This window comes from Exiguobacterium sp. s102, from assembly GCF_018618635.1.
Classification (GTDB): domain Bacteria; phylum Bacillota; class Bacilli; order Exiguobacteriales; family Exiguobacteriaceae; genus Exiguobacterium_A; species Exiguobacterium_A oxidotolerans.
Genome location: NZ_JACSML010000005.1, coordinates 105,370 through 131,170 on the forward strand (window position 1 = coordinate 105,370; position 25,801 = coordinate 131,170).

General features: G+C 47.3%; 28 protein-coding genes and 1 riboswitch. Of the genes, 12 read left to right on the forward strand and 16 right to left on the reverse strand.

Going from position 1 to position 25,801, the window contains the following annotated elements:
- Positions 1 to 25: 25 nt before the first annotated feature.
- On the forward strand, positions 26 to 913 hold the full coding sequence (paaX, locus tag KNQ02_RS12660; RefSeq protein WP_088836220.1) for a phenylacetic acid degradation operon negative regulatory protein PaaX: 888 nt from the start codon (positions 26 to 28) through the stop codon (positions 911 to 913).
- Positions 914 to 1,018: 105 nt separating this feature from the next.
- Here the strand turns inward: paaX and KNQ02_RS12665 are convergent, their stop codons facing one another.
- Positions 1,019 to 1,534, reverse strand: a complete 516-nt coding sequence (locus KNQ02_RS12665) for a gamma carbonic anhydrase family protein (protein WP_214767199.1) — start codon at positions 1,532 to 1,534, stop codon at positions 1,019 to 1,021.
- An 83-nt stretch (positions 1,535 to 1,617) separates the two neighbouring features.
- On the opposite strand from KNQ02_RS12665, the gene KNQ02_RS12670 reads away from it, so the two are divergent.
- The 4 genes from KNQ02_RS12670 (at position 1,618) to KNQ02_RS12685 (ending at position 4,578) form a co-directional block, all read left to right on the forward strand.
- A complete protein-coding gene (locus tag KNQ02_RS12670) occupies positions 1,618 to 2,556 on the forward strand; it encodes an NAD(P)H-dependent flavin oxidoreductase (protein WP_214803346.1) in 939 nt (312 codons plus the stop codon).
- A 412-nt stretch (positions 2,557 to 2,968) separates the two neighbouring features.
- Complete coding sequence (locus tag KNQ02_RS12675) at positions 2,969 to 3,397, forward strand: DMT family transporter (protein WP_214767195.1); 429 nt, start codon at positions 2,969 to 2,971, stop codon at positions 3,395 to 3,397.
- Positions 3,398 to 3,408: 11 nt separating this feature from the next.
- A complete protein-coding gene (locus KNQ02_RS12680) occupies positions 3,409 to 4,086 on the forward strand; it encodes a Crp/Fnr family transcriptional regulator (RefSeq protein WP_214770488.1) in 678 nt (225 codons plus the stop codon).
- A 12-nt stretch (positions 4,087 to 4,098) separates the two neighbouring features.
- Positions 4,099 to 4,578: a DMT family transporter gene (locus KNQ02_RS12685; RefSeq protein WP_214808752.1), complete on the forward strand. Its 480-nt coding sequence runs from the start codon at positions 4,099 to 4,101 to the stop codon at positions 4,576 to 4,578.
- 397 nt (positions 4,579 to 4,975) lie between these two features.
- On the opposite strand, the gene msrA is transcribed toward KNQ02_RS12685, so the two are convergent.
- Both msrA and KNQ02_RS12695 read right to left on the reverse strand, forming a co-directional pair.
- On the reverse strand, positions 4,976 to 5,506 hold the full coding sequence (gene msrA, locus KNQ02_RS12690; protein WP_088836228.1) for a peptide-methionine (S)-S-oxide reductase MsrA: 531 nt from the start codon (positions 5,504 to 5,506) through the stop codon (positions 4,976 to 4,978).
- Positions 5,507 to 5,613: 107 nt separating this feature from the next.
- Positions 5,614 to 5,720, reverse strand: a riboswitch (SAM riboswitch).
- A 70-nt stretch (positions 5,721 to 5,790) separates the two neighbouring features.
- The gene (locus KNQ02_RS12695; RefSeq protein WP_214803335.1) at positions 5,791 to 6,963 is read right to left on the reverse strand and encodes a M20 metallopeptidase family protein; all 1,173 of its coding nucleotides are present in this window, start codon (positions 6,961 to 6,963) and stop codon (positions 5,791 to 5,793) included.
- An 88-nt stretch (positions 6,964 to 7,051) separates the two neighbouring features.
- Between KNQ02_RS12695 and KNQ02_RS12700 the strand changes: the two genes are divergently transcribed.
- Positions 7,052 to 7,345, forward strand: a complete 294-nt coding sequence (locus KNQ02_RS12700) for a putative quinol monooxygenase (RefSeq protein ID WP_029332555.1) — start codon at positions 7,052 to 7,054, stop codon at positions 7,343 to 7,345.
- A gap of 55 nt (positions 7,346 to 7,400) precedes the next feature.
- Here the strand turns inward: KNQ02_RS12700 and KNQ02_RS12705 are convergent, their stop codons facing one another.
- Positions 7,401 to 10,157, reverse strand: coding sequence for an SH3 domain-containing C40 family peptidase (locus KNQ02_RS12705; protein WP_251135080.1), 2,757 nt, complete (start codon positions 10,155 to 10,157; stop codon positions 7,401 to 7,403).
- Positions 10,158 to 10,368: 211 nt separating this feature from the next.
- Positions 10,369 to 10,920, reverse strand: a complete 552-nt coding sequence (locus KNQ02_RS12710; protein WP_214767185.1) for a GNAT family N-acetyltransferase — start codon at positions 10,918 to 10,920, stop codon at positions 10,369 to 10,371.
- Between the two features lie 273 nt (positions 10,921 to 11,193).
- On the opposite strand from KNQ02_RS12710, the gene KNQ02_RS12715 reads away from it, so the two are divergent.
- The 3 genes from KNQ02_RS12715 to KNQ02_RS12725 all read left to right on the forward strand — a co-directional run bounded on the left by KNQ02_RS12715 (position 11,194) and on the right by KNQ02_RS12725 (position 12,670).
- Positions 11,194 to 11,520: a DMT family transporter gene (locus KNQ02_RS12715; RefSeq protein ID WP_088836231.1), complete on the forward strand. Its 327-nt coding sequence runs from the start codon at positions 11,194 to 11,196 to the stop codon at positions 11,518 to 11,520.
- A complete protein-coding gene (locus tag KNQ02_RS12720) occupies positions 11,517 to 11,834 on the forward strand; it encodes a DMT family transporter (RefSeq protein ID WP_214767181.1) in 318 nt (105 codons plus the stop codon). The genes KNQ02_RS12715 and KNQ02_RS12720 overlap by 4 nt, the downstream gene beginning before the upstream one ends.
- 122 nt (positions 11,835 to 11,956) lie before the next feature.
- Positions 11,957 to 12,670, forward strand: a complete 714-nt coding sequence (locus KNQ02_RS12725) for a general stress protein (protein ID WP_088836233.1) — start codon at positions 11,957 to 11,959, stop codon at positions 12,668 to 12,670.
- Positions 12,671 to 12,728: 58 nt separating this feature from the next.
- On the opposite strand, the gene KNQ02_RS12730 is transcribed toward KNQ02_RS12725, so the two are convergent.
- The gene (locus KNQ02_RS12730) at positions 12,729 to 13,553 is read right to left on the reverse strand and encodes an aldo/keto reductase (RefSeq protein WP_088836235.1); all 825 of its coding nucleotides are present in this window, start codon (positions 13,551 to 13,553) and stop codon (positions 12,729 to 12,731) included.
- A gap of 145 nt (positions 13,554 to 13,698) precedes the next feature.
- On the opposite strand from KNQ02_RS12730, the gene KNQ02_RS12735 reads away from it, so the two are divergent.
- The gene (locus KNQ02_RS12735; RefSeq protein WP_214767177.1) at positions 13,699 to 14,724 is read left to right on the forward strand and encodes an iron-containing alcohol dehydrogenase family protein; all 1,026 of its coding nucleotides are present in this window, start codon (positions 13,699 to 13,701) and stop codon (positions 14,722 to 14,724) included.
- Positions 14,725 to 14,765: 41 nt separating this feature from the next.
- Here the strand turns inward: KNQ02_RS12735 and KNQ02_RS12740 are convergent, their stop codons facing one another.
- The 5 genes from KNQ02_RS12740 to KNQ02_RS12760 form a co-directional block, all read right to left on the reverse strand.
- Positions 14,766 to 15,728, reverse strand: a complete 963-nt coding sequence (locus tag KNQ02_RS12740) for an EAL domain-containing protein (protein ID WP_214808755.1) — start codon at positions 15,726 to 15,728, stop codon at positions 14,766 to 14,768.
- A 215-nt stretch (positions 15,729 to 15,943) separates the two neighbouring features.
- Entirely contained in the window at positions 15,944 to 16,216 is a 273-nt protein-coding gene (locus tag KNQ02_RS12745; RefSeq protein ID WP_369834755.1) for a DUF1294 domain-containing protein, read from the reverse strand.
- A gap of 9 nt (positions 16,217 to 16,225) precedes the next feature.
- Positions 16,226 to 16,966, reverse strand: coding sequence for a TPM domain-containing protein (locus tag KNQ02_RS12750; protein WP_088836238.1), 741 nt, complete (start codon positions 16,964 to 16,966; stop codon positions 16,226 to 16,228).
- Positions 16,963 to 17,556: a LemA family protein gene (locus KNQ02_RS12755; RefSeq protein ID WP_088836239.1), complete on the reverse strand. Its 594-nt coding sequence runs from the start codon at positions 17,554 to 17,556 to the stop codon at positions 16,963 to 16,965. The genes KNQ02_RS12750 and KNQ02_RS12755 overlap by 4 nt, the downstream gene beginning before the upstream one ends.
- 111 nt (positions 17,557 to 17,667) lie before the next feature.
- Positions 17,668 to 18,504 carry an undecaprenyl-diphosphate phosphatase gene (locus KNQ02_RS12760; protein WP_214808758.1) on the reverse strand — a complete coding sequence of 279 codons (837 nt, stop codon included), beginning with the start codon at positions 18,502 to 18,504 and terminating at the stop codon, positions 17,668 to 17,670.
- A 172-nt stretch (positions 18,505 to 18,676) separates the two neighbouring features.
- Between KNQ02_RS12760 and KNQ02_RS12765 the strand changes: the two genes are divergently transcribed.
- Entirely contained in the window at positions 18,677 to 20,767 is a 2,091-nt protein-coding gene (locus KNQ02_RS12765; RefSeq protein WP_214808760.1) for a heavy metal translocating P-type ATPase, read from the forward strand.
- Between the two features lie 107 nt (positions 20,768 to 20,874).
- On the opposite strand, the gene KNQ02_RS12770 is transcribed toward KNQ02_RS12765, so the two are convergent.
- The 3 genes from KNQ02_RS12770 to KNQ02_RS15830 form a co-directional block, all read right to left on the reverse strand.
- A complete protein-coding gene (locus KNQ02_RS12770) occupies positions 20,875 to 21,687 on the reverse strand; it encodes a ZIP family metal transporter (protein WP_029332569.1) in 813 nt (270 codons plus the stop codon).
- A 66-nt stretch (positions 21,688 to 21,753) separates the two neighbouring features.
- Entirely contained in the window at positions 21,754 to 22,083 is a 330-nt protein-coding gene (locus tag KNQ02_RS12775) for a YolD-like family protein (RefSeq protein ID WP_088836242.1), read from the reverse strand.
- The gene (locus KNQ02_RS15830; protein ID WP_214808762.1) at positions 22,067 to 23,392 is read right to left on the reverse strand and encodes a Y-family DNA polymerase; all 1,326 of its coding nucleotides are present in this window, start codon (positions 23,390 to 23,392) and stop codon (positions 22,067 to 22,069) included. The genes KNQ02_RS12775 and KNQ02_RS15830 overlap by 17 nt, the downstream gene beginning before the upstream one ends.
- Before the next feature lie 209 nt (positions 23,393 to 23,601).
- Here KNQ02_RS15830 and KNQ02_RS12785 point away from each other — a divergent pair, with 209 nt between their 5' ends.
- Complete coding sequence (locus KNQ02_RS12785; RefSeq protein ID WP_214808764.1) at positions 23,602 to 24,249, forward strand: pentapeptide repeat-containing protein; 648 nt, start codon at positions 23,602 to 23,604, stop codon at positions 24,247 to 24,249.
- A gap of 91 nt (positions 24,250 to 24,340) precedes the next feature.
- On the opposite strand, the gene KNQ02_RS12790 is transcribed toward KNQ02_RS12785, so the two are convergent.
- Positions 24,341 to 25,096, reverse strand: a complete 756-nt coding sequence (locus tag KNQ02_RS12790; protein WP_088836246.1) for an MBL fold metallo-hydrolase — start codon at positions 25,094 to 25,096, stop codon at positions 24,341 to 24,343.
- A gap of 73 nt (positions 25,097 to 25,169) precedes the next feature.
- Positions 25,170 to 25,670, reverse strand: a complete 501-nt coding sequence (locus KNQ02_RS12795; RefSeq protein WP_214767163.1) for an arsinothricin resistance N-acetyltransferase ArsN1 family A — start codon at positions 25,668 to 25,670, stop codon at positions 25,170 to 25,172.
- Positions 25,671 to 25,801: the final 131 nt, after the last annotated feature.

Consider the following 25,801-nt stretch of genomic DNA (forward strand, 5'->3'; position numbering starts at 1 on the left):
TTATATCAAAGAGAGAGTGAATGACATGAGTGCGAATACCCAATCGATGATTTTTACGATTTATGGCGATTATATCCGGCACTACGGGAATCAGGTTTGGGTGGGAAGTCTGATTCGGTTGTTGAAGGAGTTCGGACATAACGAACAAGCCGTTCGCGTTGCCGTTTCACGAATGGTCAAGCAAGGATGGTTGATTTCTGAAAAACAAGGGACAAAAAGTTTTTATTCGCTGACGGACCGTGGGGTCGAACGGATGGAAGAGGCGGCACGGCGGATTTATAAGTCGACGCCACACGTCTGGGATGGAAAATGGCGGACATTAATGTATACGATTCCTGAGGAAAAACGTCAGATTCGGGATGAGTTGCGGAAGGAACTGACATGGAGTGGCTTCGGTAACTTATCAAACGGGGTCTGGATTTCTCCGAACCCGCTTGAAAAAGAAGCGACACGTCTGATCGAGGCGTATCAGATTACCGAATACGTCGATTTTTTCGTCGGCGAATACCACGGACCGCAACAAGATCAATCGCTCGTCGAACGTGCTTTTCCACTCGACGAGTTACAAGCGCGGTACGAAGCATTCATCGTTGAGTACAGCCGGCGTTACATCGTCCACCAAAGCCAAATCCAACTCGGAGAGATGGATGAGGAACAGTGTTTTGTCGAACGGACGAAGCTCGTCCATGAATACCGGAAGTTTTTGTTTACGGATCCTGGTCTCCCGCAAGAATTACTTCCGGATGCCTGGAACGGACACCATGCGGCAGTATTGTTCGAACAATACTATCGCCTGCTTGCGGCACCGGCCAGCCGATTTTTTGAGTCGATTTTCAAAGAGACACACGACGTGACACAAAAAAGTGCTGACTACGATGCGTCGGAGCATCCATTGTTTGCGGAGCGGTCGTAAGCGAAAGTAACCTTGTGCTTACGACCGTAGCGTCAATTGAGAAATGAATCTATTACAGCTGAACTCCGGTCTTCTGGAAGTTCACTTTTCGCATGTGGAAAACAGTTATTGTCCGAGCTGTTCCCGGAAGGCGTACCCTTTATCAACATAGGAGTCGATTGATTCCTGAATCATCTCGAGATCAGCTGGTGTCAACTGCCGCACGACTTTACCGGGGGACCCGACAATCAAGGAGCGGGGCGGGAACTTCTTGCCCGGGGGAATCAACGTATTGGCGCCGATGATACATTCTTCACCGATTTCGGCGTGATCAAGGACCGTCGCCCCCATGCCGACGATCGATCTGCGACCGATGCGACAGCCATGGAGAATCGCATTATGTCCGACCGTCACCTCGTCTTCGACGATGACAGGTGCCCCTTCGTATAAATGAATCGTCGCGTTGTCCTGGATGCTGCAACGCTTCCCGATTGTAATCGGTCCTTCGTCCCCGCGTAATACGGCGTTGAACCAAACCGTTGACTCTTCACCGATCGTTACGTCACCGATTAAGAATGCTCCCGGCGCCACGAAGACGGTCTCCGCAAGTCTAGGTGTCGTATCACGATATGGAATATTCATAAAAATCCCTCTTTTCCGATTAATGAATTTCAATTCAGTCTTACTTAGTATACCATTCTTAAACAGCAGATTGGAGGAAGACGATGTCCCGATTATGTGAGTTACTGCAAATCCGCGTTCCAATCATCCAAGGCGGAATGGGAAATGTCAGTCATGCTGCCTTAACGGCAGCCGTCTCGAATGCCGGTGGTTTAGGAACACTCGGTTGTGGCACACGTTCGCCGGAAGAAATGCGCCGTTTGATTGAGCAGACCCGTCAATTAACAACGCATCCGATTGCCTTGAACATTGCGATTGGTGTCTCGCCGCATACGGAAGCCCTGATTGAATTAGCGATAGCAGAACAGATTCCGGTCGTGTCCTTATCAGCCGGAAACCCAGCACCCTATACTGAACGTTTACGGACGGCCGGAATTACGACGATTGCGGTCATCGCGTCAGTCAAACATGCATTAAAGGCAGAAACGGCCGGGGTCGATTTGCTTGTTGCAGAAGGTGTGGAAGCGGCAGGTATCAATTCACCGCTCGAGCTGACGACGCTGACACTGGTTCCGCAAATCGTGGATCAGGTCACGCTTCCCGTCATCGCGGCTGGTGGAATTGGAGACGGTCGTGGCCTTGCAGCCGCTTGGATGCTTGGTGCATCCGGTGTTCAACTCGGTACGCGGCTGATTGCGACGCAAGAAGCAGTCGTTCATGCGAACTACAAGAACCATCTCGTAGAAGCAACGGATCTTGAGACACGAATCATCGGTCGTTCCGTCGGTCGTGTCCGGCGTGTGTTAAATGGACCGTACGTTGCTGCACTACAAGGTGTTTCATCGCTTGATGAGTTTAACGCGAAGACGACAGAAGCGTATCACGTGACGGGTGCGGTCGATGGTGACGAGGTCAACGGGTATGTCAACGCCGGTCTCGTGTCTGGTCTCGTTACAGATATTCCGACCGTATCTGAATTATTCGAGCGGATGCAACAGGAAGCGTATACGCAAATTGAACGGGTGCGGGCGGATTATATGTAATCGAGAAGTGAGGCGGATTGTAGACAACGTGCGATCGGGAGATTAAGCGTCGTTATTCGTTGCTTTCCTCGGGCGAGGCGCAAGCCGTTGCTCCTTGATCCTAACGGACAACGCGCAGGGTCTTGCCTGCCTCTGAACGTGCGTTAAAAAACGCACTTTTCCCCGTAGGAATCAACGAAACACGACGTTTTTTTTAGATAATACCGCTTTGAAGACGAGGCGAGACGGGGAAGCGCGAACGGATTGCATCCCGATATCTCATGGTTACGCCTCTTAATCGATTATCTACACGCTGAAGACGGGCAATCCGTCTTTTTTTATACAATTTTTTAAAATGGGACATTTGTCCTTTTCAGATAAGGTGAAAATAGTGTCTACTCATAACAGAAGAAACAAAAGGAGGTGCCTTAAAGTGCAGGGAGTTATATTCGCATTAATGAGTGGACTATTCATTGCGTTGCAGGGGATTTTTAATGCCCGTTTAGGAGATGCCATTGGTCCGTGGTTTTCGGTGACGATCGTTCATTTCGTCGGATTGATGGGGTGCTTAGCGATTTATAGTGTGGTTCGTGACCGGAAAATCGGCGGTTTTCGACAGCTTCCGCTCCTCTATGCCAGTGGCGGATTGCTTGGCGTACTCGTCGTCGTGACCGAACTGACGTCGATCCAGTTACTTGGCATGACGTGGGCGATGTGTTTGTTGCTCGTCGCACAAATTTTATGTGCATTCGTGATTGATTTGAACGGCTGGTTTGGTGTCATCAAAAAAAGGAGTAACCGGGGACAGTGGATCGGGATCAGTTTGATGCTTGCCGGAGTTGCGATTTTTTCACTGTCCTAAAGGGAGGGCCTATGCAGACGATTGAGACCTATTTAAAACAGTACGACTTAGCGGATATTTTTACGGAGACCAGTAAAGGCTATTTACGCATCGAAACGTTTTCGGAAGGGGACCTGTTATGTGTGACGGGTGAACCGATTGACCGGATGTATTTCATCGTCGAAGGAAAAATTAAAATCTCTGCAGCATCGGCTGAAGGGAAACAACGGATTTTACGCTTTAAAAAGGCGATGACGGTGATTGGTGATGCGGAATATATCAATCAACGGGAAGTCTTGAATACCATCGAGGTGATTACGGACGTCGTGGCACTCAGCATTCCGTATGCGATCTTACGTGAGCACAATACGACGAACACCTTTTTACAATTTTTACTGCGGGTCATTACGACCAAGTGGTACGCGGACTCGAAATCAGCATCATTTCATGTCCTCTATTCGGTCGAAGAACGATTTGCCGGATATCTGTTATCGATTACCTCGGACGTTTCCGACAGTCTGTTTTATCAAGAGATGCGAACGTCGAATCTCCATGACGTCGCCGATTGGCTCGGGACGAGTTACCGTCATTTAAACCGTATCATCTCAACACTTTGTGAAGAAGAAATCTTGGCGAGACGACGCGGGAAAATCATTATTTTAGATGTAGAGCGGATTAAAGAAAAAGCGAATGGCAATAGTTACGAATAAGGAGGGGCTAGCATGGGACTAGGTATGTTTTGTGCGATTACGGCAGGAATGATGATTAGTTTACAGACGGTATTGAATGCACGGATGAGTCATGCGTTCGGGGCATGGGCGACGACGACCCTCGTCTTTTTTGTCGGGTTCATCGGTTCACTGTTTGCGCTACTCGTATTTCGGGGTGGCACATTCTCGAACATTCAAACGGTCGAACCGCTTTATTTATTCGGTGGTCTGGTCGGTGTCGGTGTCGTATTTTGTGTGATGCGCGGGATTCAGCTGCTCGGTCCATCGATTGCGATTTCGGTCGTCTTGATTTCGCAACTGAGTTTTGCATTATGTGTCGACTTGTTCGGTTGGTTCGGTTTACCGAAGCTTGAGCTTTCGCTCGGACAAGTCGCTGGATTGCTTGTGATGCTAGCCGGTATTTTTGTGTTGAAACGATATCAAATCGTAGAAATCGAATCTTCGGATGAGTTGTCGGAAAAGGTATCGTAATTCTTACGGTTAACTCTGGCAGTATAAAGTCGATTTTTTAGCGCGAAGACGAATCAGTAGTTGTGGAATGAAAGATTCGTTCTTTTCGTTGCTTTCCTCGGGCGAGGCGCAAGCCGTTGCTCCTTGATCCTCACGGACAACGAGCAGGGTCTTGCCAGCCTCTTGGCAGCGCGTGTTCACGCGCTTTTTCCCGTAGGAGTCAACGAAAAACGAAGCTTTCAGGGTGTACCGTAGAGAAAATCATAGAGTAGTGTTAGAGCGCAATCCGTCTCGAATCGCTTTGAAGACGAGGCGAAACAGGGGAGCGCGAACGGATTGCCTCTTGTTATAGCATATTCACTCTTCATAAGAGTGTATCTACAAACGAAAAGCCCGCACGAAGCGGGCTTTTTTTAGTTTAGACAGATACTTCTTCTTTCCAAGCCACATCGATGAATTCATCGCGACCGGATGCTTTCCGGTCTTTTTTGTAGTGCTCCGGATTCTTTTTGTGGAAGTTTTGATGATAGTCTTCTGCTGGATAGAAGGCTTGTGCCGCTTCGATTCGTGTGACGATCGGCTGCTTAAAGCGATTGCTCGCAGCAAGCGCGTCACGTGAAGCAATCGCAGCAAGGCGCTGTTCTTCCGTATGATAAAAGATGGCAGGTGCGTATTGTGTCCCACGGTCCTGGAACTGTCCGCCGGCGTCAGTCGGATCCGTTTGCGGCCAGTAAAGTTCGAGTAACCGCTCGTATGAGAATAACGCCGGATCAAATGTAATCTCGACGACCTCCGAATGACCGGTCGTGCCTGTTTTTATTTGTTCGTATGTCGGATTTTCGATTTGTCCTCCTGTATAACCGGAAACAATTCCGTGAATACCGGGCAGTTCTTCGAATGGTGTCACCATGCACCAGAAACAGCCTCCTGCGAATGTTGCTTTTTCCATCTATATCTCGTCCTTTCCGCTGGCGGTAGTCGCCCTGTAATCATTCGTGCTCTGACAGCGAGAAAACGAAAACGACTCCTTTGCTTGGTTGCAAAAGGAGTCGTCGCTTTTTATCAACCAAAGCTTGCGCTTTGCTGGTCGTAGCACCTTGCCACTGAAGGCAGGTTGCTGGGACGTCATCGATCCAGATCTCTCAGTCCACTCTTGATAAGTGTTATATGAAGTTGATTAAATTCGTTATCATTGATGTGATAATAGCATCTCTAAAACGACAAAGTCAATCATTAAGATTGTAAGGCATGCAGGACGGTCGCACCTAGAGATTTCGCGCCGACGAGTAGTGCCCGTTCATCGATTTCATATTTCGGATGGTGTTGCGGATAAATCGTACTCCCGTCCGTTTTGGCGGACCCCGTAAAGAAGTAGCTTCCTGGGATACGCTCTAAATAATAGGCGAAATCGTCTGCTGCCATCATCGGTTTGAGTTCTTTGACATGGGCTTCACCTAAAAATGCCGTCGCCTCTTTAACGAGATTTGTTTCTACCGGATGATTCCAAAGGGATGGATAACCCGTCGTAAAGTCGATGGAGTAGCTCGCACCGATTCCGGCACACGTCGTCCGAGCAACTAAATCGACCTGCTGGCGTAACTGGTGACGCAGCGCTTCGTCGAATGTCCGGATTTCACCGACAATCCGTGCCTCACCAGTAACGATGTTCGGAGCCGTTCCGGCATGGAATGAACCGATTGCGATGATGGCAGGTGAAAACGGATCAACTCGCCGACTGACAAGGTGTTGGAGATTACAGACGAGTTGTGCCCCGGCGACGAGTGCATCTTGTGTTTTATGAGGGGCTTGCGCATGACCACCCTGTCCGTGGACAACGATTTCGAATTCATCGATGGCGCACAGCGTATGTCCTGCGTGATAGCCAATTGTTCCGACAGGTAAGTCATTTTCGAGATGCGTACCGAAAATTGCATCGACCCCGTCAAGACAGCCGTCTTCAATCATTTGAATGGCACCACCCGGGAAGACTTCTTCCCCGTGCTGATGAATGAACACGATTGTTCCGTGAAGGTCTTCTTGCAGTGCTGTAAAGGCCGAGGCAAGACCGAGTGCAATCGCCGTATGTCCGTCATGTCCACACGCATGCATGACACCCGGATGAATCGAACGGAAGGCGAGATCCGTTTCCTCCTGCAGTGGCAGGGCATCGAAATCGGCCCGAATGGCGATGGTCTTTCCAGGATGTTTTCCTTTGAGGGTCGCGACGATCCCGCTACCACCGACGTTCCTGCGGTAAGGGAGACCAAGCTCATCATAAAATGAGGCGATGGCGTTTGGTGTCCGCACTTCTTGAAAAGAGAGTTCCGGGTGACGGTGCAGATCACGACGTCTTTCAATGATTTGTTGTTCGAGTTGATCGAGTTGAGTGAAGAGTTGCTGTTGCATCATAATCATCCTTTCAGGTTTTTGAGGTATGACTTTCTATAAAACGGGTAGAGATAGGAGTAATGAATGATGAGGAGGAAAACAAGTCATGGGAGAAATTATTGTCAACGCGGTCATCACAGTCAAAGCAGGTTTAGCCGATCAAGTCTTTCCGATTTTAAGTACGGTCTACAAAGCTTCACAAAACGAGCCGGGGTGCTTGCGTTATAGCTTACATCAATCGATTGAAGATGAACATCAGTTCATGCTGTATGAAGTCTATCAAGATGAAGAAGCGTTAGAAGCGCATATTGCGTCAGACCACTATAAAGCGTATCGCGAGCAAATCGAATTGTACTTAATCGATCGCCAAGTTACGAAATATGCGGAAATGACATTTTAATGTTAGCTAAAAGAAGCGGACCTCCCGGGTTAGGGAAGGTCCGTTTTTTTAATCATTACATTGATTTGAAACCGAGGAAGTGCTCACGCCAGTGCGGCTCGTAAATTGAACTGATTTGCAGTTGTGATCCTCCGGCATGAATGAAGTGTTTACTATCTAACATGATCCCGATATGCGAGGGGCCATCCGTATACGTGTTTTCGAAGAAGACGATATCCGAGCGTTTTCCGGAACTGATACTTGTGCGTTGATTTGTAAAGAACGCTCCGTACCAGTAACCGCGGACATTCGTCCGTCCGCCGTATTTTCCGGCTTGGTTCGTCGCATAATGAATCAAGCCGGAACAATCGAATCCACCATTCGCCACGTTTTGTGATCCCCATGTGTACGGAGTACCGATATGGGCAACAGCAGCTTGAATCAACTTTTCGCCACGTGAATTATTTTTCTTGTCAACTTTTGTTTCGCTCGTCACTGTAAGGGCCGTCACCGGGATGTAGACGGGCGTCCAGCCGGACTGAATGACATAGAAATTACCGACGCGGTAACGCGGATACACACGCTTGCCTTTTTCGACCAACCCGGCACTTTTTGGACTGGCAGGTGTGTCATAAAATGAAGTCGTTGCTTTGACCGTATAGACTTTTGAACGATTGATGGCTTGCTCGTTATATCGCATATCCGGTTTGCTCGTTCCGATATAAGGATTGAGGACGTAACCCGTTTGACCATTCGGTAGACGGACTTGCCAAAAGTCATCATCAATCGATTTTAATCCGATCAATTTCGTTCCTTTGCTTAAGTGACTCGCCGGACGACTGTAGGCGACGTCAGCAGAAAAGAGTGGTGTCTGGTTGAAATGGACGTAAAAGACGGTCCCGACTTTGGCTTTAGATGTCGGTTTATTTAAACCGAGCCGACTTGAGTCAACGAATCCGAAGCGTGATCCGATTTTAACGCGTGTGTAGTAACCGCTTTTTCCATAGGTCGTGATTAATGCTCCTTTTTTCAGTGTCCCAATGTTTCCGCTAAGACTGGCTTTTGGATGGACGACCAACTTGTCTTCGGTCACGTAACGTGTTCCTGTCGTCGCATACAGATCTGCTTTCGTTGCTGCGAGCGAACTCGTCAAGACGTATGCATATTCACCGCGGAAGATGATTCGGCTATAGGCGCCGCTCGTCCCGTAAATCGTCAAGAGCGTGTTCTTTTGATGATGCTTAAGAACCGTACTTGAACTGCTTGGGGATTGCTGGATCGGTGTTGTTTTTTGGATGTACAGGCGATTTGTTTTGGCATAGACTTTTGATTTCGCGAGTGAGCTCGTCAAGACGTACGCATATTCACCGCGGAAGATGATTCGGCTATAGGCGCCGCTCGTCCCGTAAATCGTCAAGAGTGTATTTTGTTTATGATGCTTCAAGACGGTGCTCGAACTGTTTGGCTCCACCTGAATCGGTGTCGTTTTTTGGATGTACAGGCGATCCGTTTTGGCATAGACTTTTGATTTCGCGAGCGAGCTCGTCAAAACGTACGCGTATTCGCCGCGGAAGATGATTCGGCTATAGGCACCGCTCGTCCCGTAAATCGTTAAAAGTGTATTTTGTTTATGATGCTTCAAGACGGTACTCGAACTGTTTGGCTCTACCTGAATCGGTGTCGTTTTTTGGATGTACAGGCGATCTGTTTTGGCATAGACTTTTGAGTTCGCGAGCGAGCTCGTCAAGACGTACGCATACTCGCCACGGAAAATGATTCGGCTGTAGGCACCGCTCGTGCCATAAATCGTCAAAAGTGTATTTTGTTTATGATGCTTCAAGACGGTGCTCGAACTGTTTGGCTCTACCTGAATCGGTGTCGTATCTTGGACGTAAAGCCGATCGGTCTTTGCGTAGACGACGGAATCGCCGAGGTGCGCCGTCAATACGTATCCGTAGGTATTATTGATTCGGACGCGGGAATAAAGACCAGATGTCCCGTAAAGATCGACCGATTGATTCGGTGCTAGTGTCCCGATGACCGAACTTGTTGCTGCTTTGTCGTAAATGGATGTCGTTTGTTGGGCGTACTTTTTCCCGGTCAGCGGATACGATTCAACTTCCTTTGAACCGAGTTGTTTTGTAAGCACGAAGCCGTAAACACCATTGAACTGGACACGGGTGAATGTGCCGGACGTCCCGTATGTTTTGACGGTAGCATTTAAAGAATAGCTCCCAAGTTGTTTACTTGTCGTATCGGCATCTGTATAAATCACAGTTTGTTGTTGGGCGAATTGAGTGCCTGTCGTTTCATAAACAGGTGTCTTACTTAAGAATTTACTTGAAACGAAGACGTAAACGTCGCCTTGTTTAATCCGCGTGAAGTCACCTGATGTCCCGTACGTATCGATTAACGTATTTTGAGTGATTGATTTTCCTGTCGGCGTATCAATTGAAGCAGTCGTATAGGAAGGCGCGAGTGCTGTTATGTATTGCGAATCGATTTTTTGATAAACCGGTTGCTTTGCAAGTTGCGTTGTCTTGACGAAGCGATAGACGCCATCGATTGAAATGCGTGTAAAGAGACCATCTGTGCCAAAGGTTTCGACGGCGGTCGTTGCTGGTAACGTCTTGACGAGGGTCGTCTCGTCAGCAGTCTCAAAAACAGGAGTTTCGGAAAGTGTGTACTGCGTTCCGGTTGCTTGTTCTGTTTCTGTTTGTTCTGTCACTTCCATTGGTGTCGGATTCGTATCCGCGTGGCCTTGTAGTGGGAGAGACCCGAGTAACATGACAGATGCCGTGATACTCGTAAACCAATATTTATAAGATTTCATTCATTGAGCTCCTATCATTAAAATTGTAATTTAGCATGTCTAAAGATAAGTTTAGCACTTTCTTTTTGGAAAAAGAGCTGGATATCAGAAATAGTAAAAATGAACTAAATTATGGGAACGGTTTCATAGGACATATTCCGCCGTGAATAAATCAAAAAAGAGACGGACGAATTTCGCTAGAAATTCGACCATCTCTTTTGGTGAAATGAAGTTATTCTGCTTCGTGATCAATCTGCCACTCCCAGTCGAGCATGCTGTAAATCAACGAATCGCGCCAGTGGTCTTCTAAATAAACGGTTTCCCGTAACAAACCTTCGCGCGTCATCCGAACCTTTTGCAAGACACGCTCCGAAGCGACATTTCGCGGATCACATGTTGCCGTGATGCGATGTAAGTTTAATTTTTCGAAGCCGAATTCGAGTAAAAATGTTGCAATCGATGTCGCGTAACCATTGCCCCATTCGTCAGGCGATAAAATATATCCAATTTCTGCGATTTTATGTTCTGTGTCGGTGACGATGAGCTCTCCCGCGCCGATGACATGATCGTCAGGAGAGGTGACGGCGAAGACATAGCGACGACGTGGACTTTCGAGCTCACTTTCAAGTGCATCGTGTAAAAACTGTTTTGTATCACTCTCAGAGTTCGGTCCCCACGACTGATACTGACTGGCGATTGGTTGTGAGGCATAGGAATGAACAGCTTCCAAATCTTCTGGTGTGAAACGTCGAATCCGAAGTTGATCGTTGATTTTGTAGCGCATGATGAGACCCTCCTCTTTGATTGATTCACTTATCTATATTGGCTAACGGTAGTGGATTCTCCTGTTTGACACATAAAATCAAGCGTGCTAGGGTGAAGACATCGAACGAAATAGCTAGCCTCTAGGGTTCCGTACGGCAACGTAGACTTGGACCGAGGGAGGCACATGAGTACACCTCATGCAACGGAGGGATAAAAGCCCGGGAGTAGAGCGTCTAGACGCCTGCTTCCGGGCTTTTTTTATTTTTTAGGATGAATGTTAGGAGGAAAAGTGATGACGAAATACTGGTTAGGAATTCTAGTGGCTTCCTTTTTTGAAGTTGCTTGGGTAGTCGGTTTGAAACATGCAGATAGCGTACTCGAATGGATGGGAACAATCATCAGCATCATCATCAGCTTTGCTGTCTTGATTAAGGCGAGTAACCATTTGCCGGTTGGAACAGTTTATGCGGTCTTCGTCGGCCTTGGAACAGTCGGGACGGTCATATTGGACATCATTTTATTTGACCAAAGTGCGTCAGTCATGAAGTTAGGATTGATTGGTGTGCTGTTGATGGGTGTCATCGGATTGAAATTAGTCAGTGGGGAGGTGGAAGAATGAGTTGGTTATTTGTCATTATTGCCGGATTGTTTGAAATGCTGGGTGTTGTCTTCATCAATACGTTTAATCAGCATAAAACGTTCAAGAATGGTCTATTGATGTTTGGCGGATTCGGCTTGAGTTTTGTTTTTCTGACACTTGCGATGAACGGATTGCCGATGGGAACAGCTTACGCTGTCTGGACAGGAATCGGGGCAGCCGGTGGAACAGTACTGAGTATGATTTTTTATCAGGAAGCGAAAGACTGGAAGCGGATAGTATGTATCGGTCTGATTCTTAGTGCGACGGTCGGATTAAAGCTGATTGGCGAATAAACATGTCAAATAGATTATTTTTTTATGGAAGAGCCGACTTGTTGGCATATTTTACAGAGAAACAGGAAATACTCCTTATAAGGATACGTTGTACGACAAAACGAACATAAGGGGAGATTCATATGAAAACGAAACAATACATCGGTACGTATTACTCGGAAGAAGAGTTAATCTCGAAAATGGATGAATTGCATATTCAGGGGCACCGTGAAGAAGATTTTTATGTCATCGTCAAGGAAAAATCAGATATCGAACTCGTCCGCAGTCAAATGGACGCGGAAATTGCGGCGACAAAACCATCTTGGATGGATCGGATCCGCGGCAACAAAGGGCGCGATCAAGAAGTCGATCAATTGTTCGACTCACTTGATTTACCTGCAGAAGATGTAGAAGAACGTAAAGTCGAAGTCGAGGGCGGCGGATTCGTACTTCTGATTGAGGTTCAGGATATTCAGTTTGATCCGCATTTGAATACGGACAATACACATGAAGATGTCAAAGTCCGTTACGGCAGTTATGATGAGACGCACACATCGAGCGCTGCAAATTCAAATGCTCAACTCGGTTCAGGGAATACGCTTGATGTCGATCGGGACTCTAAGGAAGAACATGCCGAAGTTGATTTACACCGAGCCGGAACGGATCAGATGCCGCAAGACGAACAAGCCATCAATCGGGCAAAAGTAGAACAGGACCGCAAGCCGGACATTGCGATGCGTCGCGATGACGATTTCAAACGGCTCGACTCTGAGCGTGATGAAGAAAATAAGAAACAGACGCAGTCACACTCGGATGATGTAGCCGAGCAAGATCACGGAAACAATCTCGATCGTTAATCCGCTCTTGAAAAAGTTACTAAAAGGGAGGAGCCGAAAACGGCCCTCCCTTTTTTGATTATTTTTTATGCATTTCATCCGGATTCGAACCGGTTCGTTGATTTTGATTTAACGCATCAAGTTGTTGCATCTCAGGTGCTGAAAGTTCGAAGTCAAAGACTGCCAGGTTTTCACGAATTCGACTCGGCGTGACCGATTTCGGAATTGCGATAATCCCGTGTTGAATGTGCCAGCGGAGAATGACTTGGGCTGGTGTTTTGTCTTTTGTCGTCGCGATGTCCGTGATGACAGGTTCAGTCAAGGCGTCGCGTCCCTTCATGAGCGGACTCCATGCTTCAACTAAAATGTCGTGTTCCTTACAAAACGTCCGAATTTCTTCCTGACTTAAGAACGGATGTAATTCAATCTGATTGACAGCAGGTACGACGGTTCCTTCTTCCAGAATCCGCTTTAAGTGGGGGATATGGAAGTTCGAAACACCGATGGCTTTCGTTTTTCCTTGCTTGTACAGTTCTTCGAGCGCATGCCATGTGTCCACGTAACGATCTTCGTTCGGCATCGGCCAATGGATAAGATATAAATCGACATAATCGACCCCGAGTTTAGTGAGGCTTGTTTCGAAGGCTGCGAGCGTTTCTGCATATCCTTGATCCGCATTCCAAACTTTCGTCGTCAGAAAAATTTCTTCGCGCGGAATTCCAGAGTCACGTAATGCGCGTCCGACACCTGCTTCATTTTCATAAATCATCGCCGTATCGATTGAACGATAGCCGGCACGTAACGCTTCCAGTACTGCTTGATACACTTCTTCTTCAGGTACTTTAAAAACACCGTAACCGAGTTGAGGCATACTTAGACCGTTGTTGAGTGTGACGTGTTGCATGAGTGGAAGTCCTCCTTCATGTAATCGTTTTATCTTCATAAGTGTACGCTTATTCAGTATGAAAATCGAATGAAATGAGGGGTTGTAAGAAAGGAACAGTCTGCGTATACTGAGCAATAACAAATAATGGAATGAGGGGATTTAGATGATTCGTCAAGCAGTTTTGCAATACATACATGAAAAAGAAGCCGTATCTCAGCTTGACACGTTGCTTGGGAAGCGGAGTGGCGTGCTACTACACGGAGCAAAAGCCTTACAAGCGGCGAATCCTTACTTGCCAGCATTACCGAAAGTCCTGTTTCAAGGGCATTGTACGGATTTTCAAGTCGCGGAATTAGTCAAGGCATGTGCGACATATGACGTCATCGTTGCGTTAGGGGGCGGATCATTGATTGATACGGCAAAGAAAGTTGCTGTTCAATTGAACCGACCTTTGATTGTCATTCCGACGATCGTCTCGAATTGTGCGCCGTGGACGCCACTTAGCGTCATGTACGACACGCAAGGTCAATATCTTCGTTTTGATACGCTGCCGGTTGTCATCGAGGCACTTTTACTCGACCATCGGATTCTGTCGGCGAGCCCCTATGATTATTTTGTCGCGGGTCTCGTAGACACACTTGCAAAATGGTATGAGGCACGTGCTTTAAGTGGGATCACAGTGGAGAATCCAATCATTGAAATGGCTTTACGGGTTGCGGAGCAGTGCAAAGACCTCATCTTAAAAACACCAATCAGCGAGGAGATTTTTCGGGCGTATCCGTCCAGCATCGAACACTTGGTGGAAACCGTCATTCCGTTAGCGGGTAGTGTCGGCGGGTTTGGTGATGATGCGACGCGTGGGGCAATTGGTCATGGTGTCCATAATGCGATGTCTCCTTTTGCATCAACACATTCAATTTTACACGGAAGTAAGGTCGGATATGGTCTCTTGGTCCAGGAGCAGTTGTTGGGTGAAAGTGAAGCATACAACGAGTTGCGGACGTATTTACAAAAAAACGGACAACCGATAACGAGTCTTGATTTAGGACTGACATCGGTAGAACTTAGTCAGTTGGCAGCACGAATCGGACAAGAACCATTATGTCAGTTGATTGAGACGGATTTATCGCCAGCACGTTTACTGGGCGTGCTTAAGCAAAATGATGTCGAGATCATCACAACTTCATGAAAAAACAGCCCCTGCTTAAAAAATGGGGGCTGTTTTTCTTGTTATTGTGCCTTTGCGAATTGTGCGTAAGGTGCAGGGCGACCAAGCAGATATCCTTGACCAAGATCGAAACCAAGCTGCCGGCAAAGCTCGAGTTCTTCCTCGCGTTCGATGCCCTCTGCTAAAATCTTGATTCCCATTTCTTTCGTAAGATGGCGAGCTTTTCGTAAGAAGGCTTCATTTTCTGCGACCGTATCACAGTTCGAGATGAAAGACCGATCGATTTTGATATAGTCCGGTTGCAACAACGTCAACATATCGAGTGTCGAGAAGCCGGCGCCGACATCATCAAGCGCGACTTGTATCCCTTGTTTTTTATATTGTTCGAAGACATGTTTCAAGTGATTGACGTCTTCAATTTTTTCCGTTTCGACGACTTCAAACACAAGACGACTCGGGTCGACATTATATCGTTCAACGATTTCGAACGTATGACGAAGGCAGTATTCTGGGTTATAAATCGTCGAGGGAAGGAAGTTGATGAACGTTTTCTCTGTTCCGCCAATATGATGTGTCGCGCGAATCGCTTCTTCGCGTGCGCGTTGATCAAGTCGTGAGTGGAGTCCCATCTTTGAAGCAGTCGAAAAAAGAATACCTGGTGACATCGAGACATTGTGATCAGCGGCGCGAAGGAGTGCCTCATTCGCGAACAGCGTGCTGGCCTGAATATCGTAAATCGGTTGCAGGTGACTCGTCATGTTACCTGTTTGGATGAAGTCGATGGCTTGACGATGACGTAATTGCTCGAGTAGAACAGAAGCGAGAAGCATTGGGGTAGAAAAGCGCGATCCATCTTTTCGACATGAGACGGGAACATCATTAATCTGTAACGTTGATTCAAGAAGCTCCTCTAACTGGTTAAACGATGTGTACGAATAAACTTGAGGGATGCTCGACTGGATATGTAAGGAGCCGGCCTCTATAAAACGAATCGTTGTCGTACATTCGGCGCAAGGATGCCACATAAAATGATTTCCACCTTTCCTGTAGAGAGATACATCTAAAAAAAGATGTATTTATTAAATTGGTTAAATACTTTACCCAAAGATAATTGAAATGTAACCTGAATTCAAACATTTAATACGCTATTGACCAAACTAAAAAAAGATAGAGAATTCGAAGAAAATCGAATCCTCTATCTTCTTTATCGGGTGATTGAAACGAAAAGTAAAACGATCGATCATGCTGTCATGAACAAAACCCAGCCCGTCGCGTGTAACAAAAGAGCAAGCGGGACAAGTAACTGGAATTTCGGTTTGCGTGTTTTATGACGTACGAGTTGCATCCCGAGTAATGAACCGAGCGCACCTCCGAGAAAGGCAATCCAAAGCAATGTAGCTTCCGGCGTCCGTTGCGCGTGTTGTTTCGCGCGACGTTTATCGGACCACATCGAGAAGAAGCCGACGACGGTCATCACGCCGTAAAAAATAAGAACCATGTATAATCCGTTCATTATTTGCGCCTACCTTTCTGCGCCACCGCCGCCGGAACTACCGCCGCCACCACGACTTCCACCACCACCACCGCCACCGCCGCGCATAACGGCTGACAGAATGTTGATGATTGCGAAGAAGAACATGCCACCTGTAAATTTCATATCCAAGAACAATAACAGGACAAGGCCTGCACCGATGACGATTTTGACCCAAAGACTCAATCCCTCTTCAGCATTCGCTTTAGGCGGATCTTGTGATTCGAGTGACTGTTCCTTCGAGACGACACTGATGACGGCTTTATAGGTTTCTGAAGCTGCTTTTCCGTAATCGCCTTCGTCACGATAAGGAACGGCATATTGGTCGAGGATCCGGCCTGCCGTGATATCGGTCAGGACACCCTCAAGCTTGTAGCCAACTTCAATCCGGAAATTCCGGCTTTTTTCGTTTGGTGCCACGATCACCATGACACCGTTATCTTTTCCTTCTTGTCCAATCCCTTGGGCACGGAAGGTTTCATTCGCATACGTGCTCAAGTCCTGTCCTTTTAAGTCGGGGACAGTTTTTAAAACGACTTGTGCGGTCGTATATTGTTCGAGTTCCTGACCAAGACGAGCGAGTTCCGCTTCTTCCGACGCGGTCAGCAACTTTGCATCATCTTGGATGAAGAAAGCGGCTCCCGTGCGTTCTGATACGGCTTCGGCAGTCGGAGTCAGAAGGAAGAAAACGAGGAACGCACTCAAAAGGAGGCGCGTTCTTCGCCAAATCATTTCGAATCACTGTTGAAATCGACCGTTGGGTTTTCGCGGTCGCTTTCTGAAATTTCATAGTATGGTTTTTTGTCAAAACCAAACGCCGAAGCATAAAGCGAAGTTGGGAAACTGCGACGTTTCTTATTGTAGAGTGTGACTGAATCGTTGTAATCTTTCCGTGCGATACCGAGACGGTTTTCTGTCCCTTCAAGCGTATCCATCAATGATTGGAATCGTTCACTTGATTTAAGGTCCGGATACGTCGTTTGTAAGGCGATTAATCCACGGAGAGAAGACGTGACTTGCTGGTCGGCTTCAATCCGTTGTTCTGTCGAAGCAGCGCGGGCAAGGCCGGCTTGTGCTTCTGCGATATCGCCGTAAACTTTTTCTTCTTGACCAGCGACACCTTTAACAGTCTCGACGAGATTCGGGATGAGATCCGCCCGTCGTTTAATTTGGTTATCGACTTGTGACCATTTGTTCGAAACATCTTCTTCGACGTTTACGAGACTGTTGTATTGTCCGATTGCTAAAAATGCAATGATGACAACAACAGCAATTCCGATGATGAGAGGTAATTTAGAACCCCCACGATTTCTACGTGCCATAATTCGTTCACTCCTTTTTCTGTATCTCATCTACTATATACCCTAAACGGTTTCAATAAGTTTCAAAAAAACAAAAAACTATCAGCAAAAAACTGATAGTTTTTTTGTTTCTTACATGTAAACGACGATTGCAAGAATCCCAGCTAAGACAAGACGATAGATCGCAAACGGAACAAGTTTGATTTTATTGATCAGTTTCAAGAAGAAACGAATCGAGAGTAGCGCAAACGCGAACGATGCAACAAAACCGACGATGTAAAAATTGAGGTGAGTCATTTCGATGTAATTCCAGTTTTTGACGAGCGAGAGGAAACTGGCCCCGAACATGATCGGTACGGCCATGATGAACGTAAAGTCAGCCGCCGTCCGGTGATTCATCCCGAGGAAGACACCGCCGGAAATCGTTGAACCGGAACGCGAAAATCCTGGCCAAAGTGAAATACATTGGAACAATCCGACGAGTGCCGCTTGGCGGTAAGTAATTTGGTCGAGTGTCGTCGTTTTCGGTTCTTTTGGACCGAGTTTATCCGCTGCAATCATCAAGATGGCACCGACAGCGAGACCGATGATGACGGTATCGATCGAAAAGAGATTTTCATCGATGAAGTCTTCGAACAATAAACCGAGCACGGCAGCAGGAAGCAGTCCGATTAAGACGTGACGCAATTTTAATTTGTGTGTGCCCGTCGCATCATGCTCGCCTTCGATTTTATAGAGTCCGATTAAGCTGAACAACCGTTTCCAAAAGACGACGATGACGGCAAGGATTGATCCGAGCTGAATGACAATCTTAAAGGTGTTCGCGGAATACTGAGTTAAGAATTCTGAAGTTTGAAGCCACATATCGTCGACGATGATCATATGACCAGTTGAAGAGACAGGGGCGAATTCCGTCATCCCTTCGACGAAACCGAGTAAGAGTGCTTTAAGTAATTCAATGATAGTCATGTTATTCTCCTTCTATATTTTACTATCTAAAAACATATCATGTTTCATTCTTCTGAGATAGAACTAATCTGAATATCGGGCGCAAGACCGATAACGAAAACACCTTGTCGAATGAATAAAAAAAGAGTAGGATGGACTTATAATCAAACGAACATTTGAATGAGGTGGAGGAATGGAAACGAAAACTGAGCGATTACGAATTTCAGGAATTGATTGTGCCAATTGTGCGGCGAAGGTCGAGCGTGGTGTTTCGACTGTCGAAGGAATCGAAGCGGCAAATCTTGATTTTACGGGACAAAAGCTTTATATCACTTATCAAGGAGAGGCACCGGATGACGCGACATACGATGCGGTCGTCAAACGGGTACAAGAATTAGAGCCGAACGTCGAAGTTTCTCGTGACGTTCCATCTGACGAAAGTCATGTTCATGACCACGGTCCATTTTTAACGCAAATGAAAAAGATTCAATACAGCATCGGTGGGGTTGCCTTCATCAGTGCCTTCTTTTTACCGAGCTCAATTGAACTTATCTCATTTGCGCTGGCTTACTTCTTAATCGGTTGGGATGTGTTACGAAACGCGATCCGAAATATTCGTCAGGGGCAAGTATTTGATGAAAATTTCTTGATGGTCATCGCGACGGTTGGTGCTTTTCTAATTGGCGAGTACCCGGAAGCGGTCGCCGTCATGCTGTTTTATCAAGTCGGTGAGTTTTTCCAACACCGGGCAGTCGATCAATCCCGCAAATCGATTGCTGAATTAATGGATATTCGTCCTGAGACGGCAACTCTTGAAAATGGACAAACGATTAGTCCGTTACAAGTGAAGGTCGGGCAACGAATTTTAGTCCGACCGGGCGAAAAGATTCCGCTCGACGGAACAATCCTTGAAGGAGAAGCATTCATCGATACCGTCGCCTTGACGGGAGAATCAGTACCACGACGTGTCCGCACGAACGATACGATTCTTGCAGGAACGATCAATACAGATGGGCGACTGTTGATTCAAGTCGACCGTCTCTATAGTGAGTCAACGGTCGCAAAAATTCTTGATCTCGTTGAAAATGCTTCGCGCCACAAGGCGCCGACGGAAAAATTCATCACCCGATTTGCTCGTGTCTACACACCGGCAGTCGTCGGGATTGCGACATTGCTTGCTGTCTTGCCTCCATTGTTTGTCACGGGTGCGACATGGGAGGACTGGATTTACCGGGCACTTGTTTTTCTTGTCATCAGTTGTCCCTGTGCGCTCGTCATTTCAATTCCGCTCGGGTTCTTCAGTGGAATTGGTGCCGCTTCAAAACGAGGGATTCTCGTGAAGGGTGGAAATCACCTCGAGTCATTACAACAGCTGGATACGGTCGTTTTTGATAAAACAGGGACCTTGACAGAAGGGGTCTTTGAAGTGACGGAACTCCGCCCGGTTGCCTGTTCAGACGAAGAATTATTGAAAGTGGCAACGCTTGTTGAACAGCATTCGAATCATCCGATTGCAAAGTCCATCCAACGGACATATGCAAGTTATGGTGAAGTGACGGAATCCGTTCAAGAGTATCGCGAAGTCGCAGGATCAGGTGTCGTCGGTCGCTTCGGAACGGATACGATTCGTGCCGGGAATGCCCGTTGGTTCAATGAACTTGGTTATGAGACGCTTGATCAAACGGCAGACGGGACGTACGTTCATGTCGCACGCAATGATACGTACCTGGGCTACATCCGAATTGCTGATCACATTAAAGACAGCACGGTTGAAGCACTTGCTCGCCTCAAGGCACTCGGTGTGAAGAAAACGATTATGTTAACAGGGGACCGTCTGGCAACAGCAGAAGTGATTGGTCGTCAAATCGGGATTGACGAAGTTGCAGCAGAACTATTACCTGATCAAAAAGTCGAACAACTCGAACTGATTTTGAAGCAAGCGGATGGAAAAGTGGCCTTTGTTGGCGACGGCATCAATGATGCCCCTGTTTTGACACGAGCCGATGTCGGAATCGCGATGGGCGGACTCGGCAGTGATGTGGCGATTGAAGCCGCAGATATCGTCCTCATGACAGATGAACCAAAGCAGTTGGTCGAAGCAATTGAGGTTGCCCGTGCGACACGAAAAATTGTCTATCAAAACATTTTCTTCGCACTTGGCGTGAAAGCCGTGTTTCTCCTGTTTGGTGCATTTGGTTTCGCGACGATGTGGGAAGCTGTGTTTGCGGATGTTGGTGTAACCGTCCTGGCTGTTTTAAATGCGATGCGCATCCTCAAAAAATAATTAAAGGTACACGTTGAAAGGTAAGGACTCAAAAGTCATTCCAATATCAATCTGAAAACTCCTTCACCGGCGATGAAGGAGTTTTTTTTTGTTCAATCAGTTTGTTTTTAGCCTAAGGCGACATCAAGAATCATCATGACGGTAAAGCCGACCATTAGACCGAGTGTCGCTAAATCCGAGCCGTTTTCAGCTTGTGATTCAGGAATCAATTCCTCAACGACAACAAAAATCATCGCGCCGGCTGCAAAGGCGAGTGCGTAAGGCAGTAACGGCTGAATGAAGAAAACGGCAGCCGCCCCGATCATTGCCGCAATCGGTTCAACAATGGCGGACATTTGACCGTAATTGAAAGCGCGACGGCGTGACATGCCTTCACCACGAAGCGGAATCGATAAGGCAGCACCTTCCGGCATATTTTGAATCCCGATTCCGAGTGCGAGCGTCAAAGCACCAGCGACTGTCGCCCCGTCCATATTTAACGCAGCAGCACCAAAAGCGACACCGATTGCTAGACCTTCCGGGATGTTGTGCAAGGTGATCGCTAAAAAGAGCAGAGTTGCCTTTTTAAGACCGGTCGAAGGGCCTTCTGCATTTTCAAGTGGTGCGGATAAGTGTAAATGTGGTGTTACGAAGTCGAGTAAGCGAACGAAGAAGCCACCTGCTAAAAATCCGATTGCAGCCGGAAGCCAGGCGATGCCACCATCCTGTTCCGTAAATTCAATCGCCGGAGCGAGCAGTGACCAAAAGGACGCAGCGATCATGACACCGGCGGCGAAGCCGAGCATCATATTCATGACCTTTTTTTCAATTGTCGTAAAGACGAAAACAAGTGCCGCCCCAAGTGCGGTCAAGCCCCATGTCATCATCCCGGCGAGTAATGCCTGGATCACGACGGGGAGTGAAGTAAACCATTCAAACATACAAACATTCCTTCTTTCAAATCATAATTCAAGAGATAAGTGCATTATTGAAGCCCACTTTCACTCCTACCCGTTTTCAATCCGAACTAGTCGCATCAGGGGAATTTCGATCGAATTTTGACTCCGGACGTACAGAAGTCCTCGTTCGCGCTCGATTCGTTCGATGAATCCGGTCAGTGTGATATAGCTTCCTTCCTTATAATACGTGATTTCAAGTTCTTTTCCTTCCATTAATGCTTCTTCGAGGATGAATTGCCATGATTCTTGAAGTTGTTCATCGATGGGCGGTAGTGTTAAACGATGCGTATCTTTATAATAGTCGCGCAACAGTTGAATGTACTCCGGCATCAAAAACGGAATCCATTTTAAATTGCCACGGTCACGATACCGTGTCATTGCCGTCACCTCCCGGATGACCACCGACGAAGCGGAGGCGGCGCTTGGCGACACTTGTATCAAGAAAAGAAACAGCGAGGCGGATAGTTCCCTTCCCGTAACGGACGTTGACATGATCGATTGCCTTTAACAAGCGTTTGCGTTTCCAAACACGGGTATTGTCTTCGAACAACGACAGTTGCAGTGCACCTTGGTCGGGGACAAGTTGACCGAGCGAGACGGACAAAAAACGAATCGGTTCGTGTTCGAGCCAGTTCGGCTCGAACAGCTGAAGGATATGCCGCAGGATAATCCGTTCGTCTGAAGTCGGATAAGGGAGACGGAGTTGCTTTGAAAACCCTGCCCGGACGATATGTCTCGAGTAACGGACACCTAAGTGAACCGTCCATCCAAGTTGATTGGAAAAGCGGACGCGGGCTGCGACATCGCTTGCGAGCTCACTTAAGACCAGCCGAATCTGGTCGTATTCGTAATAATCACGCATTAGTGTCACGCCATGACCAACCGTCTTCTGTCGGGATGATGCCGGACGAAATAAAGCGGTCGGATCAATCGTCGTCGGAGATTGATCGATGCCCCATGCATGATGCCAAAGTTCGGCACCGATGACACCAAAACGTTCGTGTAGTGTTTCTAATGGTGCGGCCGCCAAATCGCCGATCGTCTCGATGCCTAATTGATTCAGATGGTGCTCCATTTGATGACCGATCCCCCACATCTTGCGAACGGGAAAGTCATGTAAGAGACGGGGGACATCAGCATAACCACAACGCGCAATGCCCTGTTTTTTCCCGAGTAAATCAAGGGCAAGTTTCGCGATGACGTTATTAGGACCAATCCCGATTCGGACGTGAATGCCGGTTTGTTCCAGGATGGCTGACTGTAATTGGTTAGCAGCTTCAAAATCCGTACCGAAGAGGTGCTCCGTTCCCGTCATGTCGATGAAACTTTCGTCAATCGAGTATACCCGGATTGCTTCCGGTGGTCCGAATTGATGGAGCACATCGAGGACACGAATCGACGTTTTCATGTAGCATAACATGCGTGGTTCGACGAGGTGAATCTGCTTTCGTTCCTTGTACGGGAGTTGTTCAATCTGGTAGAGACGACTTGCCGTTTTGATACCAAGGGCCTTTAAAGCAGGGCTCGCCGCTAAAATGACGGAGCCGCTCCGTTTTAAATCGGAAACGACGGCTAATTTTGTTGTTAATGGTGGTAGATTTCGGTAATGGCACTCGCAACTGGCATAAAAAGAGACACTATCCACGCAAAAAATACGTTGGTTTGGAAAGTCCGCATCAGAAGACACGAAAATCACTCCTTTTAGAACGTTTGTTCTTATTTTATTTATGTTGATTCTAGCACGGTCTCAAAGTGTCTCAAATCAAAAATTGAAAAAGAGTGTACATGTCATCACTTTTTAGAGCGCGGCATGACTTTAGAGATCATCCTCTTGAGTCATATTTAGGTAACAGGTTTGGTACACTAAGGACTGAGAAGAAGAAGGGTTGGGAGAGAATGAAGAAAAAACCGATGATCCATCTACCGGATGTCCCGAATAATTTAGCAGTCGAAACATTTGCAGAAATCGAAATCGATGATCCGTACTTGTATCAAATGATGTATGAAAAAGAAACGTTACCCATCGAGCTGACGGAGCGGATCGATGCCAATCAAGTCTGTTTTCGGAATGTCTCATTTGCGGGTCTCGTGTTTGATCGCGCGTCATTTGAAAATGTCCGGTTTGAGCAGTGCGATTTGACGGGTTGTCAGTTCCGTGACAGTCGTTTTCATCGCGTTCTGTTTCAGGACTGCCGCCTGACGGGGGTTCAATTAGAAGAAACGACGCTTGATCATGTCACGGTAAAAGCATGCCAGGCGAATTACTTACAAGTGATTCGGACATCGCTCCGACAAGTAACGTTCGAGCAGACGGCGATGCGGGAGACACAATTCTTCGAAGGGAAACTCATCGATTTACGTTTTGAGGATGTTGAATTGATGGAAAGCCAGTGGGTTGAAACTCCGTTAAAGGGACTCGACTTGCGACAAGCGGACGTCTCGGGGATTACGATTGATCCACGCTTTTTGACAGGGGCGATCGTGACGGAAGGACAAGCAATCGCATTTGCCCGATTACTCGGTCTTGTCATTCCGCAAGAATGAACATGAAAAAACCGGACGCTGTTCCTCTTCCTTTTAGGAAAACGGAAAACGTCCGGTTTTTTTGTATTCGTACGACTCTCGAAGGAGAGACTTAAAAGGAGAGCGTCTCGCCGTCGTCCGGAATCAAAAAGTGAGCGGAGAGATGATTTGCTGCTAAAAAGTCAGCGATCATATCGCGGCGGAGCAGGCAGTGGTTGACGGCTTCGAGATGCGAGACGATGATCGTCGCTTCAGCCGCTGCCGCGTGGACCGCTAATAAATCACGTTCCGACATCGTGATCGGTTCACCGGTCTGGAACTGGGCGGCACCACTATTGACGACGATGACATCCGGTGCATAGGTATCAATCGCAGAATCGACGTCGTCACACCAAATCGTATCACCGGCGATATAGAGCGTCGGCTCATCGGGATGTGTAAAGACGAGACCGGATACGTGTCCCATCCGTTGTCCGATTTCGCCGACGCCGTGTTGACCGTTCGTGCGGAAAACTTTGACATCACGGAGTGTCACACCCTGGTCGAACGGCTGAACGTCGGTAAATCCGGCCTCTTTAATGACAGAGGCGTCCGTCGCGTTTTGAGCATAGAGCGGAACCGTCTTCGGTAACAATTGTTTTGCGGCCTCATCGAAATGATCGGCGTGAAGATGTGTCACGAAGACGGCATCCGGGTCGAGTAAGGTCGAGACATCGACCGGTAAGTCGACAAGGGGGTTGCGGTGGGTGTTCGGTGTATGGTCGAACGGAGGAAGCGAACCCTTTTCACCGAGAAAAGGATCAATTAAAAAAACTTGGTTGGCATAGGTCAAGACGAGTGTCGCATTTCGAATTTGCTGGATGTTCACAGGCAATCTTCCTTTCTTGTACGAATCTTCCTCGTCTCATATTCCCGACTTGCCGAACCTTTAATCCAAAACATCATTGGTCCGGTTTAGGGAGAATTTTTTCCATGGCCAGGACATCGACGTAATACCCGTTTAACATTCCTTGTTCTTTAAAGGTACCGACGATTCGGAATCCGGCTTTGATGTAGAGTTTTTGTCCAATCCGGTTGAAGGGGAACGTAAAAAGAATCAGCTTATGCATGCCGTGAATGATTGCATGTTCTTCGATGATGTCGAGTAGTCGTTTTCCGATTCCTTGTCCGCGGTGGGTCCGTGTGATGTAGACGGACAGTTCGCCGACGGACTGATAGACGGGACGCGGATTGTAGGCATCGAGCGAAATGAAGCCAAGAATCTTTGACCCTTCATAGGCAACGTAACCGGCATGTCGCTCGGAGCGTTCACTGAACCATTGCTGCATGAAGGCGAGATCTTTCGTATCCGTCTCGAGCGTCGCGATCCGGTCTTCGATTCCTTCATTATATATGGCGAGCACATCCGGTAAGTCGGTTTCTTGAACGAGACGAATCATCATACACGTCAGCTCCTTTTTGTGTCCTTTTCTTCATTATATCGGAGATGGACGAAACAAACGGCATGTTTCTAGAATAGGAAATGCTCCCGGACACGCGCTTTCCTCAAACATGTTTGTCAGACGACGTTTCC